Origin of the sequence: Paraburkholderia kururiensis (genome assembly GCF_034424375.1) — a bacterium.
In the GTDB taxonomy this organism is placed as follows: Bacteria; Pseudomonadota; Gammaproteobacteria; order Burkholderiales; family Burkholderiaceae; genus Paraburkholderia; species Paraburkholderia kururiensis_A.
Genome location: NZ_CP139965.1, coordinates 5,895,652 through 5,909,509 on the forward strand (window position 1 = coordinate 5,895,652; position 13,858 = coordinate 5,909,509).

8 protein-coding genes and 2 pseudogenes are annotated in these 13,858 nt (G+C 66.4%); all 10 read right to left on the reverse strand.

What is annotated here, in order from left to right; all coding sequences use genetic code 11:
* Positions 1-19: 19 nt before the first annotated feature.
* A complete protein-coding gene (locus tag U0042_RS26430; protein ID WP_232833405.1) occupies positions 20-1,291 on the reverse strand; it encodes a hypothetical protein in 1,272 nt (423 codons plus the stop codon).
* Positions 1,278-3,359 (reverse strand): annotated as a pseudogene (gene mutS / locus U0042_RS26435) (DNA mismatch repair protein MutS); the annotation flags it as partial. The gene U0042_RS26430 and the pseudogene mutS, both read right to left, overlap by 14 nt.
* Positions 3,360-3,414: 55 nt before the next feature.
* A pseudogene (locus U0042_RS26440) lies at positions 3,415-4,911 on the reverse strand (type IV pili methyl-accepting chemotaxis transducer N-terminal domain-containing protein); the annotation flags it as partial.
* Positions 4,912-5,009: 98 nt separating this feature from the next.
* Positions 5,010-5,621 carry a hemerythrin domain-containing protein gene (locus U0042_RS26445; RefSeq protein ID WP_327205009.1) on the reverse strand — a complete coding sequence of 204 codons (612 nt, stop codon included), beginning with the start codon at positions 5,619-5,621 and terminating at the stop codon, positions 5,010-5,012.
* A gap of 75 nt (positions 5,622-5,696) precedes the next feature.
* Entirely contained in the window at positions 5,697-6,107 is a 411-nt protein-coding gene (locus U0042_RS26450) for a SirB2 family protein (protein WP_114811511.1), read from the reverse strand.
* Positions 6,108-6,173: 66 nt separating this feature from the next.
* Complete coding sequence (locus tag U0042_RS26455; RefSeq protein ID WP_114811512.1) at positions 6,174-6,977, reverse strand: peptidylprolyl isomerase; 804 nt, start codon at positions 6,975-6,977, stop codon at positions 6,174-6,176.
* A 22-nt stretch (positions 6,978-6,999) separates the two neighbouring features.
* Positions 7,000-7,716, reverse strand: coding sequence for a respiratory nitrate reductase subunit gamma (gene narI, locus U0042_RS26460; RefSeq protein WP_114811513.1), 717 nt, complete (start codon positions 7,714-7,716; stop codon positions 7,000-7,002).
* Positions 7,713-8,474 (reverse strand): nitrate reductase molybdenum cofactor assembly chaperone, encoded by a 762-nt coding sequence (gene narJ / locus U0042_RS26465; RefSeq protein ID WP_114811514.1) that lies wholly within the window; start codon positions 8,472-8,474, stop codon positions 7,713-7,715. The genes narI and narJ overlap by 4 nt, the downstream gene beginning before the upstream one ends.
* A 2-nt stretch (positions 8,475-8,476) precedes the next feature.
* Positions 8,477-10,000: a nitrate reductase subunit beta gene (narH, locus tag U0042_RS26470; protein ID WP_114811515.1), complete on the reverse strand. Its 1,524-nt coding sequence runs from the start codon at positions 9,998-10,000 to the stop codon at positions 8,477-8,479.
* A 27-nt stretch (positions 10,001-10,027) separates the two neighbouring features.
* Positions 10,028-13,834: a nitrate reductase subunit alpha gene (locus tag U0042_RS26475; protein ID WP_114811516.1), complete on the reverse strand. Its 3,807-nt coding sequence runs from the start codon at positions 13,832-13,834 to the stop codon at positions 10,028-10,030.
* Between the last annotated feature and the right edge of the window lie 24 nt (positions 13,835-13,858).

Genomic DNA, 13,858 nt, shown 5'->3' on the forward strand with positions numbered 1-13,858 from the left:
CAACTGACGCCGGTGCAGTTCAAGGCACGGTGCCCGTGCCGCTCGGTGGCGGAACGGTATAGCCGGGATGAGTCGTATTGCCGCCGTTGCCTGTGCTGGAGTCGGGCGGCTGACTGGCCGGCTCTGCATACCCCGACGAGGGAGTGGGTACATCCGGCGCGGAAGAGACTTCCGGCATTGCGGGAATCGGCGGTGCGCTGTCGCCTCCGGGCACGAGGGCCGGTGGCTGTGGCAGCGGCAAGTCTTTCGGCACGTCACGCACGCTTACGCGAAACGGTGGCTGCCGCGCCATGTCTGCATCCACCTCTATCCACTGCATAAGCCTGTTACGCGGCGCGAATGCGATACGCGTGAGATTGGCGACTCGCGCGCCTTTGTCGTTGCGTAGCGGCTGATCGATCTGAAAACCGCCAGCCGGGTGGCCATCGTCTTCATGGATCACCACGACCGGGCCATGAAACGTTTCGGCGAGTTTGACCAGACTTCGCTTGAATTCCAGATATCCATCGCGCCGCTCACGACGCGCAAAGCGCAGCCAGGCGAAGCGGTCTGGCCGTTCGTAGCGCTCGGGGTCCGGATCGCCCTGAGTGAAGATCACGATGGCTCGCGCGCCACGACGCCGGGCGTACTCGCCTGCATGTTCGAGCCAGAAGGCATTGGCGATCGTGCGATCTTCGAATTCACCATTGCGGCCGCCAGCGGTCAGGTAATGATTGTTGCCGCCCGGCACGTTGAGTCCGATGAAGATCGTGTCCCCCACCTGCCATCGCGCGTTTTCCCGATATGGCCTGAAGCGCGATACTTCGCTTTCGCGGGTAAGGGGTAGGCGCGTTTGTCCCATCGAAGTGGGGTCCGCGAAAAATGTTTGCCGTAACCGATCGAGCCTTTCTACCGGGTCGAAGCCGCCTGCGTCGCGTGCGGAGCAACTGACCCAGTCGTATTGGCCGGGAACGAATATCAGTGCTGGCCGCGCCGTTTCCAGCACCGCCTGGCGACGCTCGTAAAGCGCGTCGCTGCATGCTTCGGTAGGCCCTTTGAGATCGCCGTCATAGACGATGAACGCCACATTCCTGTTCAGTCCGGCTGCTTCGATCAACCGCTGCGTCGCGGCTTCGTCGGCCGGGCTTCGCATCGCGCCTGAAATGACGGCAAACGAGTAGCGCTGCCCCGCGGCGCGAGCCGGGGCGCAAGCAAGCCCCAGCAGCGCGCCAACCAAGGCGGCCGCGGCGACCGCCCGCACGCACGCATGCCTTTGCCGTGCAGTGCGCGCAGACCGCTCAGCGTTTCTCATGTGGCGCCGTCGCGAGCCCGTGCAATTCATAGAGCAGATCGAGCGCCTCGCGTGGCCGCAGTTCATCCGGGTCGATGGCACGCAATCGCTCGGCAACCGCTTCGGCGACCGGATCGACCGGGGACGCTTCGCTATGCTGATCGTTTTCGTCCCGCACTTCGTGGCGCGGCTCCGTTTCGTCTTCGGCTTCCGTCGTGGGGCGCGGGGCAAACAGATCGAGCTGCGGCGTAGGCTGCGCTGCGGACTGCTGCTCGAGCAGCGCGAGATGCTTACGTGCTGCCCGGATTACCGTGGACGGCACGCCGGCGAGCTGCGCCACCTGAAGACCGTAACTCTGGCTCGCTGGACCTTCGTTGACGGCGTGCAGGAACACGATCACGTGCCCGTGTTCGACAGCGGACAGGTGTACGTTGGCCGCCTGAGGAAACTCCGCCGGCAGCTGCGTGAGTTCGAAGTAGTGCGTGGCAAAGAGCGTGTAGCAGCTGTTATGCGAGAGCAGGTGCCGCGCGATGGCCCAGGCAAGCGCAAGCCCGTCGAACGTCGACGTGCCGCGACCGATTTCATCCATCAGCACGAGACTTTGCGAGGTTGCGTCGTTGAGGATCGCGGCTGCCTCGGTCATTTCCACCATGAACGTGGAACGGCCGCCCGCCAGGTCGTCGGCGGCGCCAATGCGCGTGAAGATGCGATCGATCGGACCGAAGCGTGCCCGCCGTGCCGGGACGTAGCTGCCGACGTAGGCCAACAGCGCAATCAGCGCGGTCTGGCGCATGAATGTCGATTTACCGCCCATGTTCGGGCCCGTGATGAGCAGCAGTTTGCGCTCCGCGTCGAGCCGGCAGTCGTTCGCGATGAACTGCTCGACCTGGGCTTCGACGACAGGATGCCGTCCCTGCTCGATCTCGATGCCTGCGCTTTCGTCGAACGAGGGCGCGACCCAGTCGAGTGCTCGCGCGCGTTCAGCGAAGGTCGCGAGTACGTCGAGTTCCGCGAGCGCGGTCGCAACACGCTGGCAATCGGGAATGAACGGCAGCAGTGATTGCAGGAGCGCGTCGTAGAGCGCCCGCTCGCGCGCGAGCGCCCGTTCCTGGGCTGATAGCGCCTTGTCTTCGAACGTCTTCAGTTCCGGCGTGATGTAGCGCTCGGCATTCTTGAGCGTCTGACGCCGCCGATAATCGTCGGGCACCTTGTCGGTTTGCCCGCGCGTCACTTCGATGTAGAAGCCGTGAACCTTGTTGTACTCGACCCGCAGATTGTTGATGCCGGTGCGCTCGCGTTCGCGCGTTTCGAGTTCGAGCAGGAACTGGCCGCAGTTTTCGGAGATGTCGCGCAATTCGTCGAGTTCGGCGTCGTAGCCGCGCGCGATGACACCGCCGTCGCGCACCATGGCTGCGGGTTCCGGCGCGACCGCACGAGCCAGCAACTCCACGCAAGACCCGGGCGGCTCCAGCGTCGCTTCGATGTGCGCGAGCATAGGCGCAGCGCCGCTCACCGCGGCCATTTGCTCGCGCAGCGACGGCAATGCGATGAACGTGTCACGCAGGCTCGAGAGGTCGCGCGGGCGCGCCGAGAGCAGGGCGAGCCGCCCTGTAATCCGCTCGACGTCCGCTATCTGGCGCAGCGCGCTGCGCAACGCATCGAGACTGGCTTGTGGCGGCGCCTCCAGCAGCGCACCGATGGCCTGCTGACGTGCACCGGCAATCGACGCATCGCGCGGCGGGTGATGCAGCCAGTGACGCAGCAGCCGGCTCCCCATCGTCGTGCTGCACGTGTCGAGCAACGAGCACAACGTGGGCGATTCGGTGCCGCGCAGCGTTTCCGTCAGTTCGAGATTGCGGCGCGTGGCGGGATCGAGCCCGATGTACTCGGATTCGTATTCGACCTTGAGGCTGCGCACGTGCCGCAACTGCTGGCCTTGCGTCGCCGCGGCGTAGAGTAGCAGGGCGCCGGCGGCGCCGCACGCGCTCGTCAGCGTCTGGGCGCTGAAGCCATCCAGGCTGGCCACTTCTAGTTGTTCGCAGAGCCGCTGCGTGCCTGCTGTGACGTCGAAGTGCCACGCCGGAACGCGTGCGGAAGTGGACGAGCAGTTCGCGTACGTCGGAGAGGCTCTCATGAATGCCGGCTTCGAGTTCGCCCACGGTGCGCGCCACCTGCGCGTCGTCGTCGCGGCGCAGCGCCGCGCGCAGCAGCGCGATCTGGATCTTCATGAACGCGAGGCTCTGCGCAATCGAATCGTGCAGCTCGCGCGCCAGCAGCCCGCGCTCCGCGGCCACCGCGGCTTCGCGTTCCAGCGCGCTTGCGCGCAAGCCTTCGATCGCCACGGCCAGGTGGTTCGCGAGCGTATCGAGCAGGCCGCGGTCCTCGTCCGTGAGCGTGGCCTGGGTCGTGTAGAACAGATCCATTTCGCCGACGAGGCGGTCCTGCAACCGCACGGGCACGCTCACCACGGTGCGGTAGCCGGCGCGCTCGCAATGGCCGAGCAGCGGCTCCGTGCTTTCCGAGCGGATCGGAATGACGCGCGTCAGCGCTTCTTCCTGCGGCTGCGCGCACAGGCAGTCGCCCGTCATCACGCAATGTTCGTTGGCCGCCACCTCGGCGGGCAGGCCGTCGGAGGCGAGCATCACGTAGCGGCGGTTCCCTTCGTCGGACCAGCGGATGGCGGCGGCGTCGGCGTGGGCCGCGCGCCGCACGCGCTGCGCGAAGCCCTGAGCCAGTTCGTCGAGCGTTGCAGCGTGCGCGGCGAATGCGGTGGCCTGGTAGAGCGTGCTCAGGCGCTCGTGCTGGGCGGCAAGGCGCACCGTCTTTTCCTCGACCTTCACTTCGAGGTTCTGGTAGAGGCCTTGCAGCGTTTCGGCCATACGGTTGAAGCCTTCGGACAGCTCGCCGAATTCGTCGCTCGAATCCACGGTCACGCGCGCCGAAAGGTCGCCTTCGCGCGCGCGGGCGAGTCCCGTTTGCAGCCGTTCGAGCGGATTGAACACGAAGAGGTAAGCCGAGTAGAGCAGCGTGACGGCGCTCGCCACGGTCAGCGCCACCATGAAGAGTTGCAAGGCGTTGAGGATGCCGGTGAGCGACGAGAGCCGCGTTTCCACCGACGACACCAGCACGTCGATGTGCTGGACGAACGCTTCGGCCTGCCGCGCGGCCTCGGCGGCGTTGGGCGCGGCGGAGCCCGTCCATTGTGCGCGCAGCGTCTGCCAGTCGCGCTGCACGTCGAGAAAGGCTTGCGTGGAGCGGGCGTCGTGCGGCAGGAACAGGGGCCGCGCGGGGTCGCCGTTGCGCAGCAGCACCACGCTGCGGTCGAACTGCGCGACCTGTTGCGCAAGCTGCGCGGTGTCGCCGCGGCCCAGCGTCTGCGCGATGCGCCAGGTCTGCATGCGCATGCGGCCCGCTTCGTTGACGGCCGCGGCGCCGCCTTCCAGCTGCCAGCTGGCCCACAGCGTAAAGCTGATGGAGGCAAGGGCGACCAGCAGCAGCGTGCCGCCGATCAGGCCGAGTTTGGCCGAGAGGGTACGAAACCGGCTCATTGAAGTCCTTCTGTTGCGCTTTCCTGGGTGCAGCGCGGTGCTTGGGTGTGTTCTACGCGTGCCGCAGAGGCCTGGGATGCTGGCCCGCTGCATCCCTTCGGTCGTTTTCCGCCGTGTTGGCGCAGGTTCCCCGCGATCCCCTTTTCCGGAGTTCTTCGCGACCAGGCCACTGCTCAAGGGCAGAGCACGTCTCAGGACTCGGGGGGCCAGCGCACGCTGCGCCGTTTCGCCATCTCGCGGCCCATTCCGGCGCGCGTGGTGTCGTCCATCGAGGTCTGCACGGCGGGATACGCCCCGCTTTCCTCGGCCTCGATGTGCGCGCGGTACAGCGCGGCAAAACTCGCCCAATCGGCAAGCGGGGACCGGTCGGCATCATGGCCTGCGGCACCCTGCGTTTGTACCGTCCACTGGCCGCTGATCACTTGATCGAGGTCAAGCTTGATGGCCTGCCAGTGTCTGGACATCTCGACGTGTTCCTGCTTCAGGCGCTCCACCAACAGCTTTTGCTCGGGCGTGCCGTGGGCGGCGAGCAGTGGAAAGACGTGCCGTTCCTCGTCCTCGTGATGGGCGGGCGCCGCGATGTCGAAATATCGGATCACATCGCGCGCGGCTTGCTGCGCGGCTTCATCGCACCCTGTTTCGGCAAGTCTGGCTGCGAGGCGTTCGAGCAGACGCAGCATGCGCTCGGCGTTGCCGTGGCAGGCGGCGAGCATCTCGAACGGTTCGTCGAAGCTGGCGGCGGGTCGGGAGCCGGGAAAGAGTAAGGGCGACATGGCAGGGCAGCGCTCGGCGCGCTCGGTCAATGGCAGCGTTGAAGTGTGGCGCTAAGGCGAAGGCTTAAGGCTAAGGCGGCTGCGACGCCTGCGTGTCCTCGATCGTCAACGCGCCAACAGAGAACTGAAGACCCCCGCCGGGCTGTGCGCAATCGCGACGGAAGCGATGAACAGATACAGCGCAAGCGCAGTGCCATAGGCGGCGCCGCGCGCCGTGAGCGTTTTGCCGCGCTTGAGCGCAACCGACCCCGCCAGAATGTACGCCACCAGCACCAGCAGCTTGGTGCCGAGCCACGCGTCGTGCACGGGGTTCAAACGCAGCGTGGCCCACAAGGTGATGCCGGCCGCGAGCAGCAGCGTATCGATCGCGTAGCTCGCCATGCGCCAATGACGGCGCATCGGCCACGGCCGTTGCAGCAGCACGGCGGCGCCGCGCGTGGCGAAGAGGGCGCCGCTGCACGCGGCGAGGGTCATGTGCGCGTGGCGCAGCGCGGGCCACAGTTCGATCAGGGACATGGTGCGGGAGCAGGGCGTCAGGCTGCGTGGGCCATGAAACGGCCGGCGCAGCCTTCGACAGAACCGCTATTGGACCAGCGGCGTGGGCACGCTGTCGAGATCCACGCCCATGATGTCCGCCTCGCCGGCCAGCACGGTCACGTACTGGCGCAGCGCCGTGACGAACGCCTGCTGCCGCAGCGACTGCGCGGCAGCCTGGCTCACGGCCTCGTAAGGCGGCACGGTGCCGGGCTCGCGCGCGAGCACGTCCACCACGTGCAGGCCGAAGCGGCTGTGCACGAGTTGCGGCAGCACGCCCGTGTCGCGGATGCCGAAGATCGCGCGCGCGAACTCCGGCGCGCATTCCTCGGCGCGCAGCCAGCCCAGCTGGCCGCCTTCGGCGGCGCTCGGGCAGTTCGACAGTTCGGCGGCGGCGCGCGCGAAGCTCTCGTCGGCGCTCGTTGCTGCGTCGGTGTCGCGGCAGCGCAGTTGCAGCAGACACGCTTCCGCGCGCTGGCGCAGCAAGGTGATGTCCACACCGGGCGTCACGGCAAAGAGGATGTGGCGCGCGAGCAGCCGTTCGCCCACGGCGTAGCGGTTCGGGTTGGCGTCGTAGTAGCGGCGGCAGGCTTCGTCCGACGGCTCGGGCACCTTGAGCGCGGTTTCCAGCAGCGCCTCGATGGCGGCCGACGCCGCCGCGCTCGTCGCGCCCTCCACGGGCGCCGGGTCGTCGGCGGCGAGCAGGCCGGCCGCCATCGCGGCCTGGCGCAGCAGTTCTGTGCAGGCGCGCTGGCGCAATTCGTCGGGGCTCAACGTCTCGTCGGCGTGATGCAGCGGGACGCCGTTGACGGTGGCGACATCGACGGCAACGAGCGAGTCCGGGGTAGTCATGGTGTGGTCTCCTTGCTGGGCCTTACGCCTTGCGGCGCGCCGAGGGCAGGTTCATGCGGCGCGAGCGCACAAGCTGGTAGGGGCGGAACAGATAACCGACCGAGGCGAATCCGCTCCAGATATGCACGAGCCGGCTGAACGGAAACAGCAGGAAGATCGTCATGCCCAGCACGATGTGCACCTTGAACGGCCACCCGACGGCAGCAAGGAAGCTCGCGTCGGGACGGAACGTGACGACGTGCTGCGCCCATTCGGCCAGCGAGAGCATGGTCGCCGCGTCGCCGCGGTCCGCATACGAAAACGGCAGCGTGACGAGGCCGAGGCACAACTGGAGCCAGAGGATCGCGAGAATGGCGAGGTCGGTGCGATGGCTCGTCAGGCGAATGCGCGGGTCGAACATGCGCCGGTGCAGCAGCAGCGTGAGGCCGATGAAGCAGATCACGCCGGCCGTGCCGCCCGAGAGAATGGCGAGCATCTGCTTGTGCTGCGCGCTGATGAACGGCGAGTAGATGAAGTGCGGCGTGAGCAGACCCACCGTGTGCCCGAACAGTAGAAACAGGATGCCGATGTGGAACAGGTTGCTGCCCCAGCGCAGTTGCCCCGCACGCAGCAGTTGCGACGAGTCGCTCTTCCACGTGTACTGGTCGCGGTCGAAGCGGGCGAGGCTGCCCATCAGGAACACCGCGAGGCAGAGGTACGGATAGACGCTGAACAGGAAGGTATTGAGGGCGGAGTTCATGCGGACGCTCCCTGCGAAGAAGAAGGACTGGACGATGAGCGATGCGACGCCGCGGCGCCGCGCACGATGCGGATGGGTTGGGGCGCGCCGGCTTGCGCCGCTGCCTGAGCGGTTGCCTGAGCATCCGGCGAGATGCTCGCCGACGGACACGCACCGAATGCTTCCGGCTCGCTCCAGCTTTCGTCGAGCGCGGGTTCGGCGGGCACGGCCACGGGCTGCGCCGGTTGTCCGGCCAGATCGAGCAGCGCGCCCAGCACGCTTGCGTAATCGCTCTCGCGCTTCGTGAGCGCGCTGAAGATCGTCTGCACGATGTGCGCGACTTCGCCCAGCAGGCCCACCGCCGATTGCGGCGGCTGCGTCGACGCGTATTCGAGCAGCACGGTCAGGTGGTCGGGCAGTTCGTTCGAGGCGAGGTACATGCCCGCGGCCTCGTAGGTCTGAATGAGGTCGATCATCGCGGGACCGCGGTCGCGCGAATCGCCGTGCACGTGCTCAAAGAGATGCAGCGCCGTGCCGCGGCCGCGATCGAACAGGTCCACGTAGACCGCTTCGGATTCGAGGCCCGGGCGCGCGATCAACGTGTCGATCAGCGCATCGAGCGCCGCAAGTCGCGCCGCGCCGAGCACGGCCTGCGCATGCAGCGCCTCGCGCACGTCGGGCAGGTCGGCGCGCATGGCGGCGTCCGGGTAGTCGAGCAGGCGCGCCAGCGCGCGCAGCGTCACCGGCAGGCCGTGAGAAGAAAGGGTGCGGGACGTCATGCTCAGATCTCCACCTTGATCGGAATGGTGCGTTTCTTTTCGCTGCCGAAGAGGCTCGTTTCCGTCGTGCCTTCCGAGCAGCCGTTGCCGAAGCTGAAGCCGCAGCCGCCGCGCACGTTGAACGCGTTCTCGGCGTACTCGCGGTGCGTGGTCGGAATCACGAAGCGGTCTTCGTAGTTCGCGATGGCCATCACGCGATACATCTCTTCCACCTGGGCGGGCGTGAGTCCCGTCTGCGTGAGCGCCGCGTGGTTTTCCACGCCGTCCACGTGCTTGCCGCGCTGCCACGCGCGCATGGCGAGCATGCGTTCGAGCGCGCGCACCACCGGTGCCGTGTCGCCCGCCGTCAGCAGGTTCGCGAGGTACTTCACGGGAATGCGCAGCTGGCGCACGTCCGGAATCTCGCCGTTTGCGCTCACGTGGCCGGCCTGTGCCGCGGACGTGATGGGCGAGAGCGGCGGCACGTACCAGACCATCGGCAGCGTGCGGTATTCCGGGTGCAGCGGCAGCGCCACTTTCCAGTCCACGGCCATGCGGTAGACGGGGCTCGAACGCGCGGCTTCCAGCCAGTTGTCGGGCACGCCGTCGCGGCGGGCCTGCTCGACCACTTCGGGGTCGTTCGGGTCGAGGAAGATGCCGAGCTGCGCTTCATAGAGGTTGCGGTCTTCGGCCACGCTTGCCGCTTCTTCGATGCGGTCCGCGTCGTAGAGCATCACGCCCAGGTAGCGGATACGGCCCACGCAGGTTTCGGAGCACACCGTGGGCTGGCCCGCTTCGATGCGCGGATAGCAGAAGATGCACTTCTCGGCCTTGCCGCTCTTCCAGTTGTAGTAGATCTTCTTGTACGGGCAGCCCGACACGCACATGCGCCAGCCGCGGCACTTGTCCTGGTCGATCAGCACGATGCCGTCTTCCTCGCGCTTGTAGATGGAGCCCGAGGGGCACGACGCCACGCACGCCGGGTTCAGGCAGTGCTCGCACAGGCGCGGCAGATACATCATGAAGGTGTTCTCGAACTGGCCATAGATGTCCTTCTGGATGTCGTCGAAGTTGCGGTCTTTGCTGCGCTTCGAAAACTCGCCGCCCAGAATTTCTTCCCAGTTCGGCCCCCACACGATCTTCTCCATGCGCTGGCCCGTAATCAGGCTGCGCGGGCGCGCCGTGGGCGCGGCCTTCATTTCGGGCGCCGTGTGCAGATGCTCGTAGTCGAACGTGAACGGCTCGTAGTAGTCGTCGATCTGCGGCAGGTTCGGGTTCGCGAAGATGCGCATCAGCAGCTTCCACTTCGCGCCCTGGCGCGGGACGATGGAGCCGTCGGCCTGGCGAATCCAGCCGCCGTTCCACTTGTCCTGGTTCTCCCACTCCTTCGGGTAGCCGATGCCCGGCTTCGTTTCCACGTTGTTGAACCACGCGTATTCCACGCCTGGGCGGCTCGTCCACACGTTCTTGCAGGTCACGCTGCAGGTGTGGCAGCCAATGCACTTGTCGAGATTCAGCACCATGCCGATCTGTGCGCGTACTTTCATGTCTGGCTCCTTGTGATCGACGATGCTTCAGGGGTTCTCGCCCTGCGACTGGAAGGCTTTCGCGAGCTCGTCGCCGCGCGGCGTGTCGAGCCAGTCCACTTGTTTCATCTTGCGCACCACGACGAACTCGTCGCGGTTGGTGCCGATCGTTCCGTAATAGTTGAATCCGTAGGCAAGCTGCGCGTAGCCGCCGATCATGTGAGTCGGCTTGAGCACGATGCGCGTGACGGAGTTGTGAATGCCGCCGCGCACGCCCGTGATCTCCGAGCCCGGCGTGTTGATGATCTTTTCCTGCGCGTGGTACATGAGCACCATGCCCTGATTCACGCGCTGGCTCACCACCGCCCGTGCTGCAATGGCGCCGTTGATGTTGAAGAGTTCCACCCAGTCGTTGTCTTCGATGCCGGCGCGCTTCGCGTCGTCTTCGGAGAGCCACACCACGGGGCCGCCGCGGTTCAGCGTGAGCATCAGCAGGTTGTCGCTGTAGGTGCTGTGAATGCCCCACTTCTGGTGCGGCGTGATGAAGTTCAGCACGATCTCGGGCTCGCCGTTCGAGCGGATGTTGTGAATCTCGCTCGTCGCCTTGAGGTCCACGGGCGGCCGGTAACTCGAAAAGCCTTCGCCGAACGCGATCATCCACGGGTGGTCCTGGTAGAACTGCTGCCGCCCGGTGAGCGTGCGCCAGGGAATCAGTTCATGCACGTTGGTGTAGCCCGCGTTGTAGCTGACCGTCTCGCTTTCGATCCCGCTCCACGTAGGCGAGCTGATGATCTTGCGCGGCTGCGCCTGCACGTCGCGATAACGGATCTTCTCGTCTTCGCGATAGAGCGCGAGGTGCCGGTGCTCGCGGCCCGTCGCCTTCGAGAGCGCGTCCCAGGCCTTCACGGCGACGTGGCCATTGGTTTCGGGCGCCAGTTGCAGAATCACTTCGCAGGCGTCGATGTCGGTGACGATCTTCGGCATGCCTTGCGTCACGCCCGGTTCACGCGTCACGCCGTTGAGTTCGCCCAGTTGCCGCACTTCGGTTTCGGTCTGCCACGCAATGCCCTTGCCGCCGTTGCCCACGCGGTTCATGAGCGGCCCGAGCGCCGTGAAGCGCTTGTAGAGGTTCGGGTAGTCGCGCTCCACCACGTTGATCTGCGGCGCGGTCTTGCCCGGCACCACGGGGCATTCGCCCTTGTGCCACTCCTGCACGCCGAAGGGCTGCGCCAGTTCGCCCGGCGAGTCGTGCATGAGCGGCGTGAGCACCACGTCCTTCTCGACGCCCAGGTGCCCCACGCTCACTTCGCTCACGGCCTTCGCGAAACCCTTGTAGATCTCCCAGTCCGAGCGCGCCTGCCACACCGGGTCCACGGCCGCGGAGAGCGGGTGGATGAACGGATGCATGTCGCTCGTGTTGAGGTCGTTCTTCTCGTACCAGCTGGCCGTGGGCAGCACGATGTCCGAATAGAGGCACGTGGTGCTCATGCGGAAGTCGAGCGTGACGAGCAGGTCGAGCTTGCCTTGCGGCGCGTGCTCGTGCCATTTCACTTCGGCGGGCTTCGCGTCGTCGCGGCCCAGGTCTTTGCCTTGCACGCCGTTTTCGGTGCCGAGCAGATGCTTGCAGAAATACTCGTGACCCTTGCCCGACGAACCGAGCAGGTTCGAGCGCCACACGAACATGTTGCGCGGCCAGTTTTCCGGCGCGTCGGGGTCTTCGCAGCTCATGCGCAGACTGCCGTCGGTCAGGCCTTTAACCACGTAGTCCTTCGGCTCCATGCCTTGCGCCGCGGCGGCCGCCGCGATATGCAGCGGGTTGGTCTTCAGCTGCGGCGCGCTGGGCAGCCAGCCCATGCGTTCGGCGCGCACGTTGTAGTCGATCATGCTGCCGCCGTACTGCTTGCGGTCGGCGAGCGGCGAAACGATTTCCTCGACGTTGAGCTTCTCGTAGCGCCACTGGTCGGTGTGCGCGTAGAAGAAGCTCGTGCTGTTGGTCTGGCGCGGCGGACGCACCCAGTCGAGCGCAAAGGCGAGCGCGGTCCAGCCCGTCTGCGGACGCAGCTTTTCCTGGCCCACGTAGTGCGCCCAGCCGCCGCCGCTCTTGCCGATGCAGCCGCACATCATGAGCAGGTTGATCACGCCGCGGTAATTCATGTCGGCGTGATACCAGTGGTTCATGGCGGCGCCGATGATGACCATCGAGCGGCCCTGCGTCTTGTCCGCGTTGGCGGCGAATTCGCGCGCCACGGTGACGATCTGCTCGCGCGGCACGCCGGTGATGCTCTCGGCCCAGGCGGGCGTGTAGGGCGCGTCGTCGTCGTAGCTCGCGGCGCCGCTGCCGAGGCCGCGGTCGATGCCGTACTGCGCGGCCTGCAGGTCGAACACCGTGGCGACGATCGCTTCGCGCACTTCGCCGTCCTTGCCGAGCGGCAGGCGCACGGCCGGCACGCGCGCCATGTTGATGTCGCCTTGCTGCGCGTTGGCGGGGAAGTGCGGCGAGTTCACGCCGCCGAAGTAGGGGAACGCCACGTCGACGATTTCGTGGGCCTGCTCTTCACCTTCGATCACGGAGAGCTTCAGATGCACCGGTCCGCCGTGGCGTGCTTCCTTGTCTTCGAGGTTCCACTTGCCTTCGTCGTCGCGGCCTTCGGCGCCCCAGCGGAAGCCGATCGAGCCGTTCGGCAGCACGGCGTGGCCCGCCATGTCGAACGCCATGGTTTTCCATTCGGGGTTGTTCGACTGGCCCAGCTTGCCGTTGAAGTCGCTCGCGCGCAGATAGCGGTCGGGCACGAGCGTCGTGCGGCCGTCGGGCAGCGTGTGCTCGCGCAGCAGCACGAGCATGGGCAGGTCGGTGTAGCGGCGCGCGTAGTCGTCGAAATAGGCGCTGCGCGTGCGGAAGTAGAACTCGTTGAGTGCGACGTGGCCCATCGCCATGGCGAGCGCCGCGTCCGTGCCCTGGCGCGGATGCAGCCAGAGGTCGGAGAGCTTGGCCACTTCGCTGTAGTCGGGCGTGACGGCTACCGTCTTCGTGCCTTTGTAGCGCACTTCGGTGAAGAAGTGCGCGTCGGGCGTGCGGGTCTGCGGAACGTTGCTGCCCCACGCGATGATGTAGCTCGAGTTGTACCAGTCGGCGGATTCGGGCACGTCGGTCTGTTCGCCCCACACCTGCGGGCTGGACGGCGGCAGGTCGCAATACCAGTCGTAGAAGCTCATGCAGACGCCGCCGATCAGGCTCAGGTAGCGGCTGCCCGCGGCGTAGCTCACCATGCTCATGGCCGGAATGGGCGAGAAGCCGATGATGCGGTCCGGCCCGTGCTTCTTGATGGTGTAGACGTTCGCGGCGGCCACGAGCTGGTTGACTTCGTCCCACGTGCTGCGCACGAAGCCGCCCATGCCGCGCATCTTCTGGTAGTCGCGCCGCGCTTCGTCGTCCTGCACGATGGAGGCCCACGCGGCCACCGGATCTTTCGCGACGGCGAGCGCCGCGCGCCAGCGCGAGAGCAGCCGGCCGCGCACCATCGGGTACTTCACGCGGTTCGCGCTATAGAGGTACCACGAGTAGGAAGCGCCGCGCGCGCAGCCGCGCGGCTCGTGATTGGGCATGTCCCAGCGCGTGCGCGGATAGTCGGTCTGCTGGGTTTCCCACGTGACGATGCCGCCCTTCACGTAGATCTTCCAGGAGCACGAGCCCGTACAGTTGACGCCGTGCGTGCTGCGCACGATCTTGTCGTGCGACCAGCGGTTGCGATAGGCGTCTTCCCACGTGCGGTCCTCGCCCGTGGTGACGCCGTGTCCGTCCGAGAAGCGTTCCCTGGGCAGCACGAAGTGCGTCAGGCGATCGAGGAAGTGACTCATGTAACGGCTCCGTTTGAAATCAGC